This window comes from uncultured Methylobacterium sp. (assembly GCF_964244095.1).
In the GTDB taxonomy this organism is placed as follows: domain Bacteria; phylum Pseudomonadota; class Alphaproteobacteria; order Rhizobiales; family Beijerinckiaceae; genus Methylobacterium.
Genome location: NZ_CAXTHR010000102.1, coordinates 1 through 16,065, shown reverse-complemented (window position 1 = coordinate 16,065; position 16,065 = coordinate 1). Strand labels below are relative to the sequence as shown.

General features: G+C 70.0%; 22 protein-coding genes. 11 read left to right on the top strand and 11 right to left on the bottom strand.

Annotated elements, in window-relative coordinates:
* The coding region (locus ACFE86_RS15565) for a S1 RNA-binding domain-containing protein (RefSeq protein ID WP_375456233.1) at positions 1-954 on the top strand (954 nt) is incomplete at its 5' end.
* 157 nt (positions 955-1,111) lie between these two features.
* The gene (locus tag ACFE86_RS15560) at positions 1,112-1,333 is read left to right on the top strand and encodes a YgaP-like transmembrane domain (protein ID WP_375456232.1); all 222 of its coding nucleotides are present in this window, start codon (positions 1,112-1,114) and stop codon (positions 1,331-1,333) included.
* A 74-nt stretch (positions 1,334-1,407) separates the two neighbouring features.
* Here the strand turns inward: ACFE86_RS15560 and ACFE86_RS15555 are convergent, their stop codons facing one another.
* The gene (locus ACFE86_RS15555; protein WP_375456231.1) at positions 1,408-1,674 is read right to left on the bottom strand and encodes a GlsB/YeaQ/YmgE family stress response membrane protein; all 267 of its coding nucleotides are present in this window, start codon (positions 1,672-1,674) and stop codon (positions 1,408-1,410) included.
* A gap of 305 nt (positions 1,675-1,979) precedes the next feature.
* On the opposite strand from ACFE86_RS15555, the gene ACFE86_RS15550 reads away from it, so the two are divergent.
* Together ACFE86_RS15550 and ACFE86_RS15545 are read left to right on the top strand one after the other, a co-directional pair.
* The gene (locus ACFE86_RS15550) at positions 1,980-2,339 is read left to right on the top strand and encodes a RidA family protein (protein ID WP_375456230.1); all 360 of its coding nucleotides are present in this window, start codon (positions 1,980-1,982) and stop codon (positions 2,337-2,339) included.
* A complete protein-coding gene (locus ACFE86_RS15545; RefSeq protein ID WP_375456229.1) occupies positions 2,336-3,451 on the top strand; it encodes a polyamine ABC transporter substrate-binding protein in 1,116 nt (371 codons plus the stop codon). The genes ACFE86_RS15550 and ACFE86_RS15545 overlap by 4 nt, the downstream gene beginning before the upstream one ends.
* 72 nt (positions 3,452-3,523) lie before the next feature.
* Here the strand turns inward: ACFE86_RS15545 and ACFE86_RS15540 are convergent, their stop codons facing one another.
* Positions 3,524-3,928 (bottom strand): DUF3597 domain-containing protein, encoded by a 405-nt coding sequence (locus ACFE86_RS15540; protein ID WP_375456228.1) that lies wholly within the window; start codon positions 3,926-3,928, stop codon positions 3,524-3,526.
* A gap of 336 nt (positions 3,929-4,264) precedes the next feature.
* Between ACFE86_RS15540 and ACFE86_RS15535 the strand changes: the two genes are divergently transcribed.
* The 3 genes from ACFE86_RS15535 to ACFE86_RS15525 are packed head-to-tail and all read left to right on the top strand — an operon-like array spanning position 4,265 to position 6,801.
* The gene (locus ACFE86_RS15535; protein WP_375456227.1) at positions 4,265-5,290 is read left to right on the top strand and encodes an ABC transporter substrate-binding protein; all 1,026 of its coding nucleotides are present in this window, start codon (positions 4,265-4,267) and stop codon (positions 5,288-5,290) included.
* A complete protein-coding gene (locus tag ACFE86_RS15530; RefSeq protein WP_375456236.1) occupies positions 5,287-6,039 on the top strand; it encodes an ABC transporter permease in 753 nt (250 codons plus the stop codon). The genes ACFE86_RS15535 and ACFE86_RS15530 overlap by 4 nt, the downstream gene beginning before the upstream one ends.
* Positions 6,040-6,042: 3 nt before the next feature.
* Complete coding sequence (locus ACFE86_RS15525; RefSeq protein ID WP_375456226.1) at positions 6,043-6,801, top strand: ABC transporter ATP-binding protein; 759 nt, start codon at positions 6,043-6,045, stop codon at positions 6,799-6,801.
* Positions 6,802-6,816: 15 nt separating this feature from the next.
* On the opposite strand, the gene ACFE86_RS15520 is transcribed toward ACFE86_RS15525, so the two are convergent.
* The 5 genes from ACFE86_RS15520 to ACFE86_RS15500 all read right to left on the bottom strand — a co-directional run bounded on the left by ACFE86_RS15520 (position 6,817) and on the right by ACFE86_RS15500 (position 9,022).
* Positions 6,817-7,008: a hypothetical protein gene (locus ACFE86_RS15520; RefSeq protein WP_375456225.1), complete on the bottom strand. Its 192-nt coding sequence runs from the start codon at positions 7,006-7,008 to the stop codon at positions 6,817-6,819.
* A 229-nt stretch (positions 7,009-7,237) separates the two neighbouring features.
* Positions 7,238-7,519: a hypothetical protein gene (locus tag ACFE86_RS15515; RefSeq protein ID WP_375456235.1), complete on the bottom strand. Its 282-nt coding sequence runs from the start codon at positions 7,517-7,519 to the stop codon at positions 7,238-7,240.
* Between the two features lie 37 nt (positions 7,520-7,556).
* Positions 7,557-7,742, bottom strand: coding sequence for a hypothetical protein (locus ACFE86_RS15510; RefSeq protein WP_375456224.1), 186 nt, complete (start codon positions 7,740-7,742; stop codon positions 7,557-7,559).
* A 458-nt stretch (positions 7,743-8,200) separates the two neighbouring features.
* Positions 8,201-8,491 carry a hypothetical protein gene (locus tag ACFE86_RS15505; protein WP_375456223.1) on the bottom strand — a complete coding sequence of 97 codons (291 nt, stop codon included), beginning with the start codon at positions 8,489-8,491 and terminating at the stop codon, positions 8,201-8,203.
* A gap of 273 nt (positions 8,492-8,764) precedes the next feature.
* Positions 8,765-9,022: a hypothetical protein gene (locus ACFE86_RS15500; protein ID WP_375456222.1), complete on the bottom strand. Its 258-nt coding sequence runs from the start codon at positions 9,020-9,022 to the stop codon at positions 8,765-8,767.
* Positions 9,023-9,346: 324 nt separating this feature from the next.
* Between ACFE86_RS15500 and ACFE86_RS15495 the strand changes: the two genes are divergently transcribed.
* Positions 9,347-10,357, top strand: coding sequence for an NAD-dependent epimerase (locus ACFE86_RS15495; RefSeq protein WP_375456221.1), 1,011 nt, complete (start codon positions 9,347-9,349; stop codon positions 10,355-10,357).
* Here the strand turns inward: ACFE86_RS15495 and ACFE86_RS15490 are convergent.
* Positions 10,345-10,749 carry a YybH family protein gene (locus ACFE86_RS15490; protein WP_375456220.1) on the bottom strand — a complete coding sequence of 135 codons (405 nt, stop codon included), beginning with the start codon at positions 10,747-10,749 and terminating at the stop codon, positions 10,345-10,347. The two genes, ACFE86_RS15495 and ACFE86_RS15490, sit on opposite strands and share 13 nt — an antisense overlap.
* A gap of 68 nt (positions 10,750-10,817) precedes the next feature.
* Complete coding sequence (locus ACFE86_RS15485; protein WP_375456219.1) at positions 10,818-11,261, bottom strand: OsmC family protein; 444 nt, start codon at positions 11,259-11,261, stop codon at positions 10,818-10,820.
* A gap of 213 nt (positions 11,262-11,474) precedes the next feature.
* Here ACFE86_RS15485 and ACFE86_RS15480 point away from each other — a divergent pair, with 213 nt between their 5' ends.
* The 3 genes from ACFE86_RS15480 to ACFE86_RS15470 all read left to right on the top strand — a co-directional run bounded on the left by ACFE86_RS15480 (position 11,475) and on the right by ACFE86_RS15470 (position 14,638).
* Positions 11,475-11,915, top strand: coding sequence for a PAS domain-containing protein (locus ACFE86_RS15480; RefSeq protein ID WP_375456234.1), 441 nt, complete (start codon positions 11,475-11,477; stop codon positions 11,913-11,915).
* Between the two features lie 96 nt (positions 11,916-12,011).
* Entirely contained in the window at positions 12,012-13,262 is a 1,251-nt protein-coding gene (gene frc / locus ACFE86_RS15475) for a formyl-CoA transferase (RefSeq protein ID WP_375456218.1), read from the top strand.
* Positions 13,263-13,441: 179 nt separating this feature from the next.
* The gene (locus ACFE86_RS15470; protein WP_375456217.1) at positions 13,442-14,638 is read left to right on the top strand and encodes an HPP family protein; all 1,197 of its coding nucleotides are present in this window, start codon (positions 13,442-13,444) and stop codon (positions 14,636-14,638) included.
* A 115-nt stretch (positions 14,639-14,753) separates the two neighbouring features.
* On the opposite strand, the gene ACFE86_RS15465 is transcribed toward ACFE86_RS15470, so the two are convergent.
* Together ACFE86_RS15465 and ACFE86_RS15460 are read right to left on the bottom strand one after the other, a co-directional pair.
* Complete coding sequence (locus tag ACFE86_RS15465) at positions 14,754-15,449, bottom strand: alpha/beta hydrolase (protein WP_375456216.1); 696 nt, start codon at positions 15,447-15,449, stop codon at positions 14,754-14,756.
* Between the two features lie 73 nt (positions 15,450-15,522).
* Positions 15,523-16,065, bottom strand: a 543-nt coding sequence (locus ACFE86_RS15460) for a thiamine pyrophosphate-dependent enzyme (protein ID WP_375456215.1), incomplete at its 5' end; no start/stop codon positions are given.

Below are 16,065 nucleotides of genomic sequence, written 5' to 3'. Positions count from 1 at the left end.
CACGAGTTCCCGTACACGGTCCGCGTCGTGTCCGAGATCACCGAGTCGAACGGCTCGTCGTCGATGGCCTCGGTCTGCGGCGGCTCGCTGTCGCTGATGGATGCGGGCGTGCCGCTGCGGCGCCCCGTGGCCGGCATCGCCATGGGGCTGATCCTCGAGGGGACACGCTACGCCGTGCTGTCCGACATCCTCGGCGACGAGGACCATCTCGGCGACATGGACTTCAAGGTGGCCGGCACGGACGAGGGCATCACCTCGCTCCAGATGGACATCAAGATCGCCGGCATCACCGAGGAGATCATGCGGGTGGCGCTGGACCAGGCGAGGGACGGTCGCGCCCACATCCTCGTGGAGATGGCCAAAGCCCTCACCGCCGCGCGGCCCGAGCTCGGCGAGTACGCGCCGCGCATCGAGACCATGCAGATCCCCACCGACAAGATCCGGGAGGTGATCGGCACCGGCGGCAAGGTGATCCGCGAGATCGTCGAGAAGACCGGCGCCAAGATCAACATCGACGACAGCGGCACCGTGAAGATCGCGTCCGCCGACGGCAAGGCGATCAAAGCGGCCTACAACTGGATTCGCTCGATCGTGGCGGAAGCCGAGCCGGGCATGATCTACGAGGGCACCGTCGTGAAGACGATGGAGTTCGGCGCCTTCGTGAACTTCTTCGGCGCCAAGGACGGCTTGGTCCACATCTCGGAACTCGCCGCCCAGCGGGTCGCCAAGGTGACCGACGTCGTCAAGGAGGGCGACAAGGTCAAGGTCAAGTTCCTCGGCCAGGACGACCGCGGCAAGATCCGCCTGTCGATGAAGGTCGTCGATCAGCAGACCGGCGAGGACATCACCGAGAAGCTCAAGGCCGAGCGCGGCGGCGCCGACGAGGAGCGCGCGCCCCGCGGCGAGCGGAGCGAGCGCAGCAGCCGCGGCGAGCGCCGCCAGTCGAACGACTGATCACCACGAAAAGATCAAGTGTTGACGTGACGGAAGGCGCGGTCCCCTCGGGGCCGCGCCTTTTCGTTGCGGGTGCGCCACGGCGCCCGCTACCGGGAACGCCGGCCCCTGACCCGCGTTCGCCCCGCGACCGTCACCGAGATCGGAGCGAGACGACATGGCAAACGAGATGATCCACGACATCTTCAGCAGCAAGCCGAACCTCTCCACCACCGAGCGGGCGGTGTCGGTGGCGCTCGGCCTCGGCATCGCGGCCGCTGCCGCCCAGCCCCGGCCGAACAAGTGGCTGAGCCTCGCGGCACTCGTCGTCGGCGTCGGTCTCGCCATCCGCGGCGCCACCGGGCACTGCGCGATGAAGGCGGCCTCCGAGCACCTCTAAGCTTCCCTGGACCCGGACGAAGAAAGGGGCGCCGCGAGGCGCCCCTTTCTTCGTCGATCCGTGATGTGGAAGGCTCAGAGCGTGGTGCTGCGGGTGCGGCCGGCGATGAAGCCGTAGATGGCCAGCACCACGATCGCGCCGACGACCGCGCCGACGAACCCTGCGCCCTGGTTCGGCCCGTACCAGCCGAGCGCCTGACCGAGGAAGGTCGCGACGAAGGCGCCGACGATGCCGAGGATGGTGGTGAGGATGAAGCCCGAGGGCTCGTTGCCGCCGGGCATGATGAACTTCGCGACGATGCCGGCGAGGAAGCCGATGATGATGGTCCAGATGATACCCACGACAAACCCCTGAGCTTGATATCGAATGCCTTCTGAACGCCCGGACCCGGAAGGGGTTGCCCCGGTTTCACGCCAACCGCCGCCTTTAATCGCGCCGGCGCCCGCATCCGGCGCGATCCGCCCTTTACGCGGGGGCCTTCGCGGCGGCAGAACCGGGGCGCGGTCGAGGACGGACCGGCGCCGGCTAGAGCGTTTTCCATGATCTTCGGATCACGAAAAATGCTCCGACTTATTATGTGGTCGCATTTTCTTCACGCGAGCCGGCATCCACCTCGCTGGAAAATGCTCTGGAGGGGTGACGCGACATGACGATCGAGCGGATCGAACCGGGCGCGCGCATGGCGCAAGCTGTCGTCCACGGCGACACGGTGTACCTCGCCGGTCAGGTCGCCGCCGACACGGTGGGGACCGGCGTCGCCGCGCAGACGCAGGCGATCCTCGGCCAGATCGAGCGGCTGCTGGCGGCGGCCGGCAGCGGCAAGGAGCATATCTTGATGGCGACGATCTATCTCGCCGACATCGCGACCTTCTCCGAGATGAACGCGGCCTGGGACGCCTGGGTCTCGAAGGACAACCCGCCGGGGCGCGCCACCGTCGAGGCCAGGCTCTGCGGGGACGAGTTTCTGGTGGAGATCGTCGTCGTCGCCGCGCGGATCGCCCGGTGAGGGCGGCAGCCCTCGGCAGCGGTGTCCTGCTCGGCGTCCTGCTCGGATGCGTCCTCCCGGGCGGGCCGGCGCGGGCGGAAGGGCCGGAGCGGGTCGTCAACATCTACAACTGGTCGGACTACATCGACCCGAAGGTGCTCGACGCCTTCACCCGCGAGACCGGTATCAAGGTCGTCTACGACACCTACGATAACAACGAGATCCTGGAGACCAAGCTGCTCGCCGGCCGCTCGGGCTACGACGTGGTCGTGCCCTCGGGCCCGTTCCTGCAGCGGCTGATCAAGGCCGGCGCGTTCCTGCCCCTCGACAAGGGCAAGCTGAAGAACCTCGGCAACGTCTGGCCGGAGATCGCCGGGCGGCTCGGCACCTACGATCCGGGCAACGCCTACGCCGTCGACTACATGTGGGGCACCACCGGCCTCGGGCTCAACCTCGGCTTGGTGCGCGAGCGCCTCGGCGCGGGCGCGGCGCTCAACACCTGGAACCTCGTCCTCAACCCGGCGGCGGCGAACAAGCTGAAGGATTGCGGGATCATGATGCTCGACAGCCCCGAGGACCTGATCCCGAGCCTGTTGCCGACGCTGGGACTGAAGAGCGATTCGAAACGCTGGGAGGACATCACCCAGGTCGCCGACGCGCTCTACAAGGTGCGCGGCACGGTGCGGAAGTTCCATTCCTCGGAATACATCCAGTCGCTCGCCAACGGCGACGTCTGCGTCGCGGTCGGCTATTCCGGCGACGTGCTGCAGGCCAGGAAGCGGGCCGAGGAGGCCAGGAACGGCGTCGAGATCGGGTACGTCATCCCGAAGGAGGGCACGCTGATGTGGTTCGACGCCTTCGCGATCCCGAAGGACGCCCCGCACGCGGCCGAGGCCCTGGCCTTCATCGACTACATGCTGCGCCCGGAGGTGGCGGCGGCCAACACCAACTTCGTCTCGTATGCCAGCGGCAACCTGCCGGCGCGGAAGCTGGTGAAGCCGGATATCCTGGCCAACCCCGGGATCTACCCGGACGACGCGACGATGCAGCGCCTCTCGGTCAACACGGCCTGGGACGACCGCACCCAACGCTTCGTCACCCGGCTGTGGACGCGTGTGCGGACGGGCAGGTAGGCGCGACCCACATGCGACCGCGCACGAAAAAGCCCGGCGTGGCCGCCGGGCTTCGTCGCGATCGCGAGGCGATCAGTCCTTGAGATCGGCCGGCACCTTGCCGCCGTTCTCCTCGAGCTTCTTGACCACCTGCTTGTGGAGCCAGACGTTCATGGACGCCGAATCGTCCTTGTCGCCGGTGTAATGCAGCTCGTCGGCGAGCTGCTTGCGCGCGGTCAGGCTCGAATCGAGGTCGAGGAGCTTCATCAGGTCGACGATCGAGGTGCGCCAGTTCAGCGTCTGCCCGTTCTTTGCCGCCATGCCGTTCAGCACCGCCTCGACATCGACGGGCTCGCCCTTGGCGGTGGTGCCGGCCGGCGCGGCGTCCGCCGCCGGGCTGCCGGAGCCGCCCGCACTCGAGGCGGCGGGCGCGGCCGCGGACGAGGCTCCGCCGAACGGGTGCAGGACCTTGCTGACGATGCTGCCGAGCAGGCTCATCGGAATACTCCCTCAATCGATACCGCGGACGCCGCAGTCGCGTGACAACGGGAGCGGGCCCGGCCTGTTCCGCTCCGAATGCGCCCGCGGATGCGATAACCGCTCGCGATTCGGGCCCGTAGCCGTCGTGCTGGACCCGTCGATCGCGTGCATGCCGGTCTCCGGCCGAAGGCCGACTTCGTCTCGGATCGACGCACATGAGACGGCTTCCGCTTGCGCCGCGGCGATACCCCCCGACCTGGGCCCCCGGCCGGGCGGCGACATTTGATCTTTCCTCCGCCTGTGGCATGGGGACGGCCGAACCCCGACCTCTCCGAGCCCGGAATGCCCGAGCCCATGCGCCCGCTCCCACACCGCCGGACAATCCTCTCCGCGGCGCTGCTGCTCCTCGGCGCGTCGACCGCGCCGGCGCAGGCCGCGCCGGTCCCGCTGCGCATCGGCGTGATCCCGGTGATCGGCGCGGCGCCGATCTTCGTCGCCAACGGCGAGGGTTGGCTGGAGGCGGCCGGGCTGAAGCCCGCCTTCACCACCTTCGAGTCCGGGCCGAACATGATCCAGGCGCTCGCCTCGGGCACGATCGACGTCTATGTCGCCGGCATCGCGCCGCTGGCAGTCGCCCGCAGCAAGAACATCGACGTGCGCGTGGTCGCCGCGACCGCGATCGAGGAGATGGTGTTCGTGGCGGGTCCCAAGCTCAGCCCGTACTTCGCGGGCACCGCCGACAAGGCCGAGGCGCTGCGCCGCTACCGCGAGAAGGAGGGACGTGCGGCCCGCCTCGCGACGCAGCCGCCGGGCTCGGTGCCGAACACCACGCTCCAGCACTGGCTGTGGCAGGTGGTGAAGACCGATACGGCCCATGCCGAGATCGTCGCCATGGGCATCGACGCGACGCAGCAGGCGTTGCTCGCCGGCGCCGTCGAGGGCGCCTCGATCCGTGAGCCGGCGTTGACCATCGTCCGTCAGCGCAACCCCGCGATGACCCTGATCGCCACCGGCGGCGAGATGTTCCCCGACCAGCCCGGCACGGTGGTGGCCGTCTCCGGCGCCTTCGCCGACGGCAACCCGGCCGCCGTCCAGGGCCTCGTCGAGGCGCTGGTGAAGGCGACCGACCTTCTCAAGACCGACCCGGACCGGGCCGCGCCGCCCGTCGAGAAGGCGCTCGGCAAGGGCATCACCGACCTCGCGACGATCCGGAAGGCGCTGTCCTCGCCGGCTACGAAGTTCACCGCCGACCCGCGGACCATCATCGCGGCGACGAAGGCTATGCAGGCCTACCAGGTCAGCATCGGGACGCTGGACAAGGACGTGCCGATCGACGGCCTGTTCGTGCCGGGCTTCTACGAGAAGGCTGTCGCGCGCTGAGCTTTCTCCGTTCGATCCTGCTGGCCGCGGCGGGGCTTGCCGCCTTCCTGCTGGTCTGGGAGGCGGCGCCGCGCCTCGGCCTGATCAACCCCGCCTTCCTGCCGCCGCCCAGCACGATCCCGGCGGCGTTCCTGCGCGAGATCGCGCTCGGCATCTGGTTCGAGGCGGTGGCCTCGAGCCTAAGCCACTACCTCGTCGGCCTGCTCGCGGGCGCGGGCGCCGGCATCGCGCTGGGGCTCGTCGCCGGCATGTCGCGGGGCTTCGAGGCCGCGACCGCCTGGGTGGTGCGGCTGCTGCGCCCGATCCCCGGCCTCGCCTGGGTGCCGTTCGCGATCATCTGGTTCGGCGTCGAGCCCTCGGCCGCCGTGTTCATCATCGCGATCGGGGTGTTCTGGATCGTGTTCTTCGCGACCCAAGGGGCCGTGCGCGGCGTCGATCGCGACCTGATCGAGGTGGCGCAAGCCTTCGGCTTCCGTTCCCCGCTCGCACGGCTTGCCAAGATCCTGCTGCCGGCGGCCACCCCCGGCATCCTCGTGGGCGTCCGCACCGCGCTCGGCCAAGCGTGGATGGCGGTGGTCGCCGCCGAGATCTTCGGCGTGCCCGGCGTCGGGCAGCGGATGATGCAGGCGTCGAGCCTGCTCTCCACCGACATCGTCGTGGTCTACATGCTCACCATGGCCGGCCTCTACGGCCTGTTCGACTCCGCCTTCGTCGCCCTCCAGGGCCGGCTCCTGCGCTGGCGAGCCTGAGCGATGACCGACGCCATCATCGCATTCCGCGGCCTCGGCCTCGCCTACGAGCGGGACGGCACGCGCAACGTCATCCTGTCGAACCTCGACCTCACCGTCATGCGCGGTGAATTCGTGGTGATCGTCGGCGAGTCCGGGGTCGGCAAGTCGACCCTGCTGCGGGTCTTGATCGGGCTGGCGGCGCCGAGTACCGGCACGGTCGAACTCAGCGTCCGACCCGGTTGCCGCACGCCGATGGCGCTGGTGTTCCAGGACGCGCGGCTGCTGCCGTGGCGGCGGGTCGTCGACAACGTAGCGTTCGGGCTCGAAGGCGGCGGCCTGTCGCGGGCGGAGCGCCGGGCGAAGGCGGCTGCGATGCTGAAGCGCGTCGGCCTCGCCGACCTCGGCCGGCGCTGGCCGCACCAGCTTTCCGGCGGCCAGCGCCAGCGCGTCGCCATCGCGCGCGCGCTGGCGGTCGACCCGGAGGTGTTGCTGATGGACGAACCGTTCTCGGCGCTCGACAGCTTCACCCGCGAGGGCCTGCAGGACGAGGTGCAGCGCATCCAGGCGGAGACCGGCAAGACGGTGTTGTTCGTCACCCACGACATCGACGAGGCGGTGACGCTCGCCGACCGCGTGGTGGTGCTCGCCGGCAAGCCCGGCCGTGTGGCCGCGGAGGTCCGGATCGACCTCGCCCGGCCGCGGCGGCGGCGTGATGGGGCGCTCCTGGAAGCCGCCCGCCTCCTGCGGGCCGAGCTGTCACGGGATTCGGCCGAACTCTGAACCCGTTTCCCGCCCTCAGTTGCCGGCGTGGGCGCGCATCAGGTCGACGATGCGGATTCGGACCTCGGGATCCGTCACCCGCAGGAAGGCCGCCAGCATCCGGTCGCATTCCGCCGCCGACGGCGTGTCCGATGCGGACGTCATGCGCTCAAGGCGATAGAAGTCCGAGATCGGCCTATCAAGCGCCGCCGCGATCCGGCGCAGCATGCAGAGCCGTTCGGAAGAGCCTGCGCCGTCCGGCATCGACCGTAGAGGTCCCACATCCATCATCGCCCACCATCGCCCGACTTGCCTGTCTGCGAACGGATTCGGACGCGCGGCCGCGGACGGACCCGTTGGTCACGATGATATGCGGTGGAAACGGCCGCGGGCGCAATCACCCCGTCGCCGCCCAGCGTAAAAATCGCCGATCGCGCGATCCGCGTTTCCCGCGTCCTCAGACGTTGCCTCCGCCGGCTGCGACCGTGCGCAGACCGGTCAGGACGAGCCCGGCGAGAACCGCGCCGCCGAGGATGCGGCGCCAGGGGTTGACGCCGCGCAACACCTCGTCGGCGGCCCACCACCCGAGCACGACCCCCGCCGCGATCCGCAGGGCCGAGCCGGCCGACCCCGGCGGGTCGAGGAGCCAACGTGCTGCGGCGAGCCCGAGGAACAGCCACAGCGGCAGGTTCGGCCATTGGCCGATCGTGATCGCCCCCGTGATCCGGTCGCGGAACATCCAGTCGCGGGCGCGGCGGAGCGTGCTCACCGGCACGTCAGGTCCGGTCCGGTCCGTCGGCTTGGCGGATCGGGGCACAGATCTGCGGACTCACCTTGTCGAGATGCACGCAGGCATTGTCGCGGTACCACGTCCGCAGCCCGGGCTGGTTCGGCGCGACGTACATCGCGACCAGCACGAAGCCGCCGGCAAGCAGGATGAGGAGGAGGAGGAGGTTGCGCATCTCGGCACTCCGGGTAGGCGGGCGCGACCGCCAGGACGAAGGCCGGGCCGCACGTGAAAAGAGTCCGCCTGCCCGTCTGTGGCACGCGCCGATCGGACGGCTCGGAAGGCTGTCGAAACCCGTGGCGGTAACGGCTGGGGTTCGGCCCGGGTTCCGGCGGCCGGCGGGCAGGTCGGCGCGGTGGGACCGGCGTCGACCGATCGTCGCGTCCGCTTCGGAGGAACCGCGGGGCGATCCCCGACCGAAGTCTGAGACGACCGTCTCGGGTGGCGTGCGGGGGGCTTCGAACGGCCGGGGGCAAGACGATCCGAGGCCGTGCGGTCCCGATGACGCGGGCGAATGCGACTGGGAGCCGCTAGAGCGTTTTCCATGATCTTCAGATCACGGAAAACGCTCTAACTCCTTGTGTGGGCGCTTTTTCTTTACGCGAGCCGGCATCCACCTCGCTGGAAAATGCTCTAACCCGTCGGCACGGCGTAGGCGCTCCGGAGGGCCAGCAGCGCATCGGAGGGATCGACCCTGACGGCCGGCGTCGCCGCCGTCCTGATACGGGTCGGCGGCGCAGGCCGGGGCATCGGAACGGGGCGCGTCCGGGCCGGCACGGGATCGCCGGTCTGGCCGGAGCGCAGGAAGCGGGCGAGCTCCGCGGCCCTGGCCCGCCGCTCGACGTACCGTGCCCACAGGCCGATGCCGAAGCCGACCGCGCCGGCGCCTTCGAGGCAGAGGGCGATCACGTAACCGGGTGCCATCGGGATTTGCCCTCCGCGGACGGCCGGGCGTGGATGAGCAGGGCTGCGCCGCGACCGCGCGTGCTCTTGTCCGCATCCGGGGTTACCGGCGTGTTAACCTTGCGCGTCGGCCTGACCGATGCGGTCGGCGCGCGGCCGCTCGGGATCGCTTCGCGCCTGCGCGGGACCCGGCGCCGAACGATCGTGGCCGGGCATGGAAGTGCCGGCCGATGGCCGCAACGAGAAAGGCCGCCCCGCGCCGGCGGGACGGCCCTCGTCCGAACGTCGGCCCGATCACATGCGGTGACGACGGTGCTGCATCATCCGGCCGCGGCGCTGATGGCGCATCATCGGCTTCGACATCGAACGCATGCCGGGACGCATCCCCGGCGTCATGCCCGGCGCACCGCCGGACGTACCCATGGAACGCTCCATGCCGCCCCGCGGTCCGCCGGCCTGCGAACCGGACGCGTTGTACGGAGCATTGCCCTGCGCGAAGGCGGTCGCCGACATCAAGGTCAGCGACGCGGCGATCAGGAACGCTTTCTTCATGGCTCGAAATCCTCGGGTCGTTCTGCGAGGGCAGACCCTCGCAGTGCGCGAAACCGCTGCCCGTTGCATCGGTCGGCACGTGTCCAGGAACGGCGCCCCGACCCGGCGGTTCCGCAGCTATCCAGGAAATCCGCAATGCCCGACAAACGGATAGCCGCGCTCGTCATCGCGCCGCGGATCGCGTTTGCGGACCGTGCCGCCGGTGGCGACCGGGGCTGCCGCATGTTCCCCGCCTTCCCGCCGCGACGAATCCGGACCTGAACGGCAGCCTTTGCCAACCGCGTGCGGCGGCGTACTGGGCGGGGCGGGATGCGGAGGGCGAGGATGGGTCCGGTACTGGTCACGGGGGCTGCCGGCTTCATCGGCCTGCACGTCGCCGAGCGTTACCTCGCGGCCGGCCGGACGGTGATCGGCATCGACAACCTGAACGACTACTACGACGTCGGCCTGAAGCGAGCGCGGCTCGCACGGCTCGAAGCTCACCCGAACTTCCGCTTCGTGCGCCTCGACATCGCCGACGCCGGCGCCGTCGCGGCGGTGTTTGCCCGGCACCGGTTCCCGCTCGTGGTGCATCTGGCCGCGCAGGCGGGCGTGCGCTACTCGCTGACGAACCCGAGCGCCTATGCGAGCAGCAACGTCGACGGGTTCCTCAACATCCTCGAAGGCTGCCGCCATCACGGCTGCGAACACCTCGTCTACGCCTCGTCGAGCTCGGTCTACGGCGCGCTCACCAAGATGCCGTTCTCGGTCCACGACAACGTCGACCACCCGGTCAGCCTCTATGCGGCGACCAAGAAGGCGAACGAGCTGTTCGCCCATTCCTACAGCCACCTCTACGGACTGCCGACCACGGGCCTGCGCTTCTTCACCGTCTACGGGCCGTGGTACCGGCCCGACATGGCGCTGTTCCTGTTCACGAAGGCGATCCTGGCCGGCGAGCCGATCGCGGTGTTCAACCACGGGCGGATGCAGCGCGACTTCACCTATGTCGACGACGTCGCCGACGGCGTCGTGCGGATCGGCGACCGCATCGCCCGGCCGAACCCGGACTGGGACGGGGCCCGCCCCGATCCCGGCACGAGCACGGCGCCCTACCGGCTCTACAACATCGGCAACAACCGGCCGGTGCAGCTCCTGCGGCTGATCGCGGTGCTGGAGGATTGCCTCGGGCGGAAGGCGGTCAAGGCGATGCTGCCGATGCAGGCGGGCGACGTGCCCGCGACCTGCGCCGACGTCGAGGACCTCGCCGCTGCCGTCGGCTTTTCGCCCGCGACGCCGATCGAGGTCGGCGTCGCGCGGTTCGTGGCCTGGTTCCGGGACTACTACCGGACCTGATCGTGGGGGCGTTGCGGCGCCTCGACGCCCTCGGCCGGCGGCTTGATCTTCAACTGGTCGATGACCCAGAGCCACGTCCCGTCCCCCTGCTCGCGGGCGGTCTCCACCGAGACGGTGCCGTTCGGCAGCCGGGCGAAGGTCATGGCGATGGGCCCGTTGCGCAGCGGCGGCAACGCCTCGGCCGGCGGGAACGTGGAGCGGCGCGACAGCAGGTCGGCGTAGAAGGCCCGGATCTCGGCGTGCCCCGTGGCCACGATCCGGCCCGCGGCGAGCACGGCGCCGGGCTCGTAGAGCGCGACGAGACCCTCGACGTCGCCCGCATTCGCCCGCTGGTTGAACAGGCGGGCCAGCGCCTCCGGGGCCCGCGCCCGTTCCGTCCCGTCGTCCTGCATGGGATGTCCTCGTCTCCGGAGCGTACCCGAACACCGTCGGGTGCCCGCCGCACCGATCCTCGGGCGCGCTATTTCAGGCGCGTGCCGTCGCCGTCGTGAACCGAGACCGCGACGGGGATGCCGCTCTGCACGCTCTCCGACACGGTACAGAACGGCTCGAACTGCGCCAGCACCCGGTCGATCCGCGGCAGGTCGGCCGCGGCCGCGCCGAGCGAGATCCGCACGTCGATGCCGACGATTCTGAGGCGCCCGGCCGCGTTGCGCTCCACGCGGCAGGCGGCCTCGGCCGCAACGCCCTTGCCGTCCTGCCGGAACTTGCCCAGCGCGAAGACGAGGCTGGCGCAGAGGCAGTTGGCGACGCCGGCCACGAGCAACTGCTCGGGGAACGGCCCCGCCCCGCCGCCGATCGGCTCGGCCTCGTCGACCTGCAGGCCGGGCAGGCCCTTGCCGAAATCGACCGTGAACACGTAATCATCGACCTGCGTGATCGTGATGCTCGGCCCCGACGCCATGGCCGCCCTCCCCTTGCCGGCGCGATCGTGCGCGCCGTGACGCGCCCTTCAGCCCGGCATGGAACGGACGCGCGGCCCAGGCTCCGCCCTTGACGCGAATCCACCATTGGCATACCAAATACCATTGCAGGAAGCGAGTGGATGCCGGCCCGCGGTTCGCGACCCCGGGACGAGCCCGATGGGCGGCCCCCAATGGATCGACGGGCACCGTGCATGCCGCATGACATCGACTTCGCGCAACTGGTGTCCAACGTCGGCGATGCCGTGGTGGTTTCGGATGAGGAAGGCGCGATTGTCGTATGGAATGCCGCGGCCGAGCGGATCTTCGGGTTCACGCAGGCCGAAGCCCTCGGCCGCTCGCTCGACCTGATCACGCCCGACCGCCATCGGCAGAGGCACTGGGACGGCTATCTCAAGACGATGCAGACCGGCGTCACCCGCTACGGCAGCGACGTGCTTCGGGTTCCGGCGCTGCACAAGGACGGGCGCGCCCTGTCGATCGCCTTCACCGTCGGCCTGCTGTTTAACGCCGACCACAAGGTCACCGGGATCACCGCGGTGATCCGAGACGAGACGGACCGGTGGAACGAGGAGCGGCAGATGCGCCGCCGCCTCCGAGAGCTGGAATCCGAGACGAATTCCGTCGGGCATTGAGGTTCCATAGAAGGACCGAGCGCCCGATGGCCGGGTGCGGCGCCGCACGATGGCAGGCGCCGTAGATTTTCCAACGCGAGAGAGGGAAAGCCGACGATGAGCAAGCCGCTTGAAGGGATCAAGATCATCGATTTCACCCACGTGCAGGCGGGTCCGGCCTGCACGCAGTTGCTGGCTTGGTTCGGCGCCGACGTGATCAAGGTCGAGCGTCCCGGTTCCGGCGACGTCACCCGCAACCAGCTTCGCCACGTCGAGGGCGCGGACGCGCTCTACTTCACGATGCTGAACTCGAACAAGCGCTCGCTGACCCTCGACACCAAGACGCCCGAGGGCAAGCAGGTGCTGGAGAAGCTGATCGCCGAATCCGACGTGCTCGTGGAGAATTTCGGCCCCGGCGCGCTCGATCGCATGGGCTTCTCCTGGCCGCGGATCAACCAGCTCAACCCGGGCATGATCGTCGCCTCGGTGAAGGGCTTCTCCGACGGCCACCATTACGAGGACCTGAAGGTCTACGAGAACGTCGCGCAATGCGCGGGCGGCGCCGCCTCGACCACCGGCTTCTGGGACGGGCCGCCCACCGTCAGCGCCGCGGCGCTGGGTGATTCTAACACCGGCATGCACCTGGCCATCGGCATCCTCACGGCGCTCCACCAGAAGAACAAGACCGGCAAGGGCCAGAAGGTCGCCGTGTCGATGCAGGATTCGGTGCTCAACCTCTGCCGCGTCAAGCTGCGCGACCAGCAGCGGCTCGACGCCCTGGGCTTCCTTGAGGAATACCCGCAATACCCGCATGGCGAATTCAGCGATGTCGTGCCCCGCGGCGGCAATGCCGGCGGCGGCGGCCAGCCCGGCTGGGTGCTGAAGTGCAAGGGCTGGGAGACCGATCCGAACGCCTACATCTACTTCACGATCCAGGGCCATGCCTGGGCGCCGATCTGCAAGGCGATCGGCCGCGAGGAATGGATCGACGATCCGGCCTACAACACCGCGCGCGCCCGCCAGGACAAGATCATGGACATCTTCGGCACGATCGAGGAGTGGCTCGCCGACAAGACCAAGTTCGAGGCGGTCGACATCCTGCGCAAGTTCGACATCCCCTGCGCGCCGGTGATGTCGATGAAGGAGCTCTCGGTCGATCCGTCGCTGCGCGCCAGCGGCACGGTGGTCGAGGTCGCCCATCCGCAGCTCGGCTCGTACCTGACCGTCGGAAGCCCGATCAAGTTCTCGGACATGGCGGTCGAGATCAAGGCCTCGCCGCTCCTGGGCGAGCACACCGACGCGGTGCTCCAGGACCTCGGCTACACCCAGCAGCAGATCGAGGAACTGCACCAGGCCAAGGCTGTCTGATGCCGGAACCCCGCCGCTCCCGACCCCCGGTTGGGAGCGGTGGGGGCCCGCGGGACGATCCGCGCCCCGCGCTCGGGTTCGGCCCGCTGCCCCGCGGGCTCGTTTCGTCCGCGCGGTGTTTTCCGCGAACCTTGGGCCGCTTCGCGCGCTGACGCTTGGACGCGAGGCCGAGCAGACCCATGCACGCCATCTGGCGCCGATTCGTTCCGGATGCGACGCCGCTCAGTGCCCGGGAGCGCCTGCGCTCAGCGTGCGGCGCGATGCTCGGCATCCTCGCGACCGGCGCGCTCGGCGCCCTGGCGCTGGGCGCCGACACCACGCTCCCCCTGCTGATCGCGCCGATGGGCGCGTCCGCCGTGCTCCTGTTCGCGGTGCCCGCGAGCCCGCTGGCGCAGCCCTGGTCGATCGTCGGCGGGAACCTCGTCGCCGCCACGGTCGGGGTGAGCGTCGCCGCGACCGTCCATGATCCCGTCCTCGGCGCTGGCCTCGCCGTCGGCGGCGCGATCGTCCTGATGATGGCGTTGCGCTGCGTCCACCCGCCGAGCGGCGCGGTGGCGCTGACGGCCGTCCTCGGCGGCCCCGCGATCCGCGACCTCGGCTACGGCTTCGTCGTCTGGCCGGTGGCTGCGAACTCGCTGCTGCTGCTGACCGCCGCGCTCCTGTTTAACAACCTCACCGGTCGGCCCTATCCCCATCCCGGCGCCGCCGGGGTGCCGGATCACCGCCCGGCCGATCCCACTCTCGCCGCCGGGATCGGCGTGACCTCGGGCGATCTCGATGCCGCGCTCAAGGATTTCGACCACCTGCTCGATATCGGGCGCGGCGACCTCGAAGCCATCCTGCGGCAGGCGCAGCGGCGCTCCTACCGGCGCCGCTCGGGCGCCGCCACCTGCGCCGCGATCATGTCGCGCGACGTGATCGCGATCGCGCCGCAGGCCCCGCTGACGGAGGCGCTGGCCCTCCTGCGGCGCCACCGCATCAAGGTGCTGCCGGTGACCGACGAGCGCGCGCAGGTGCTCGGCATCGTCACGCAGACCGACCTCCTCGACAAGGCGGCCTGGGACGGGCGCGGGCCGCACCTCGGCCTCGGGCGACGCCTGCGCCTGACCGCGGCGCGCGGCCGCGCGCCCCACGGCTGCGTCGAGGACATCATGACGGCCTCGGTCGCGCGGCTCCGCCCGGAGACGCCGATCGGCGAGGTGGTGCTGGAGATGTCGCGCCTCGGCCTGCATCACCTGCCAGTGGTCGGCCCGGACGAGTGCCTCGTCGGGATCGTGTCGCAGAGCGACCTTGTCCTCGCGCTGCTCGCCGAGGCGGGCGGGCCGCGGGACGACGGGCTCGTCCCCGGCCCGGCGGGCGTCGCCTCGCCGGCGTGAACGGGCGCTGCGTTGGAGCATTTTCCAGCGAGGTGGATGCCGGCTCGAGTGAAGACGATGCGACCACACAGAGACTTAGAGCATTTTCCGTGACTCAGGAATCATGGAACATGCTCTAGGCGGGCGTCGCTGGGTCGTCGAGGAAGAAGTCCACCGCACGCACCACCACCGACGGATCGTAGGCGTGCGGCCCATCGTACTCGACGTAGGTGATGTCGTAGCCCGCCTGCCGCAGGCGCGCCGCATGGCTGCGACCGCCGTGGCCGACGGCGATCTGCTCGTCGCGGGTGCCGTGCGAGACGAAGATCCGCGGCGCGCCGGTCTGGACCTGCACCGTCAGGAAACCCGCCGACGAGACGATCATGTGGGTGACGAAATCCCCGTTCGTGAGGCCCGAGGACAGCGTGTAGCTCCCGCCGTCGGAATGGCCCGCGAAGGCGAGGTGCGTCGGATCGAGCAGGAAGCGCGACGCGACCGCGGCGAGCGCGGTCTCCAGGCGCTCGCGGTCCGGCCCGTGCCCCGCGATGACGACGTCCCAGGTCGGGAACAGCGATTGCGGCGCGAGCAGCAGGAAGCGCCGGGCCTCCGCGTGCGCCTCCAGCATCGGCAGGATCTTCTCCGCGCTGCCGCCGCCGCCGTGGAACAGCACCACGAGGGGCGTCGGGCGCCTCGGATCGAGGCCCCGCGGAACGTGGAGCAGCGCGTCGCGCTCGGCAAACAGCCCGAGCGCGTGCCGACCCGGCGGCAGCGCCGCCAGCGTCGGCAGCCGATGCGCGAACGCGATCCGGCCGGCGAGATGGAGGTCGATCATGCCGCCGCCCCGGTGCCGGGCGCGGCGGCATGACGGCACCAGGACGGCTGCTGCGCCTCCGTCCGGGCTCGCATCACTTCCTCTTCACGGTGCTCTGCGGGTTGAGGCTGCCGATGTTGCCGCTCTCGGTGCCGGCGGCGGGGTCGATCACCGCGTTGATCAGTGTCGGCCTGCCGGAATCCATCGCCGCGTTCACGGCGATCCGCAATTCGTCCGGCGTCGTCGCGTTGACGCCGACGCCGCCGAAGGCCTCCATCATCTTGTCGTAGCGCGCGTCCTTGACGAACACGGTCGGCGCGGCGTCGGCGGCGCCGGTCGGGTTCACGTCGGTGCCGCGGTAGATGCCGTTGTTGTTGAACACCACGATGCACACCGGCAGGTCGTACCGGCAGATGGTCTCGACCTCCATGCCGGAGAAGCCGAAGGCGCTGTCGCCCTCGATCGCGAGCACCGGCTTGCCGGTCTCGACGGCGGCGCCGACGGCAAAGCCCATGCCGATGCCCATGATGCCCCAGGTGCCGACGTCGAGGCGCTTGCGCGGCTGGTACATGTCGATGACGCCGCGGGCGAGATCGAGGGTGTTGGCGCCCTCGTTGACGAGGATCGCGTCCGGCCG

Bases quoted from the DNA above. Each gene is read 5' to 3' on its own strand.
- ACFE86_RS15560 (WP_375456232.1), top strand. From the start codon at position 1,112: ATGGCAAACGAGATGATCCACGACATCTTCAGCAGCAAGCCGAACCTC.
- ACFE86_RS15550 (WP_375456230.1), top strand. From the start codon at position 1,980: ATGACGATCGAGCGGATCGAACCGGGCGCGCGCATGGCGCAAGCTGTC.
- ACFE86_RS15540 (WP_375456228.1), bottom strand. From the start codon at position 3,928: ATGAGCCTGCTCGGCAGCATCGTCAGCAAGGTCCTGCACCCGTTCGGC.
- ACFE86_RS15535 (WP_375456227.1), top strand. From the start codon at position 4,265: ATGCGCCCGCTCCCACACCGCCGGACAATCCTCTCCGCGGCGCTGCTG.
- ACFE86_RS15525 (WP_375456226.1), top strand. From the start codon at position 6,043: ATGACCGACGCCATCATCGCATTCCGCGGCCTCGGCCTCGCCTACGAG.
- ACFE86_RS15520 (WP_375456225.1), bottom strand. From the start codon at position 7,008: ATGCTGCGCCGGATCGCGGCGGCGCTTGATAGGCCGATCTCGGACTTC.
- ACFE86_RS15515 (WP_375456235.1), bottom strand. From the start codon at position 7,519: ATGTTCCGCGACCGGATCACGGGGGCGATCACGATCGGCCAATGGCCG.
- ACFE86_RS15510 (WP_375456224.1), bottom strand. From the start codon at position 7,742: ATGCGCAACCTCCTCCTCCTCCTCATCCTGCTTGCCGGCGGCTTCGTG.
- ACFE86_RS15505 (WP_375456223.1), bottom strand. From the start codon at position 8,491: ATGGCACCCGGTTACGTGATCGCCCTCTGCCTCGAAGGCGCCGGCGCG.
- ACFE86_RS15500 (WP_375456222.1), bottom strand. From the start codon at position 9,022: ATGAAGAAAGCGTTCCTGATCGCCGCGTCGCTGACCTTGATGTCGGCG.
- ACFE86_RS15495 (WP_375456221.1), top strand. From the start codon at position 9,347: ATGGGTCCGGTACTGGTCACGGGGGCTGCCGGCTTCATCGGCCTGCAC.
- ACFE86_RS15490 (WP_375456220.1), bottom strand. From the start codon at position 10,749: ATGCAGGACGACGGGACGGAACGGGCGCGGGCCCCGGAGGCGCTGGCC.
- ACFE86_RS15485 (WP_375456219.1), bottom strand. From the start codon at position 11,261: ATGGCGTCGGGGCCGAGCATCACGATCACGCAGGTCGATGATTACGTG.
- ACFE86_RS15480 (WP_375456234.1), top strand. From the start codon at position 11,475: ATGCCGCATGACATCGACTTCGCGCAACTGGTGTCCAACGTCGGCGAT.
- frc (WP_375456218.1), top strand. From the start codon at position 12,012: ATGAGCAAGCCGCTTGAAGGGATCAAGATCATCGATTTCACCCACGTG.
- ACFE86_RS15470 (WP_375456217.1), top strand. From the start codon at position 13,442: ATGCACGCCATCTGGCGCCGATTCGTTCCGGATGCGACGCCGCTCAGT.
- ACFE86_RS15465 (WP_375456216.1), bottom strand. From the start codon at position 15,449: ATGATCGACCTCCATCTCGCCGGCCGGATCGCGTTCGCGCATCGGCTG.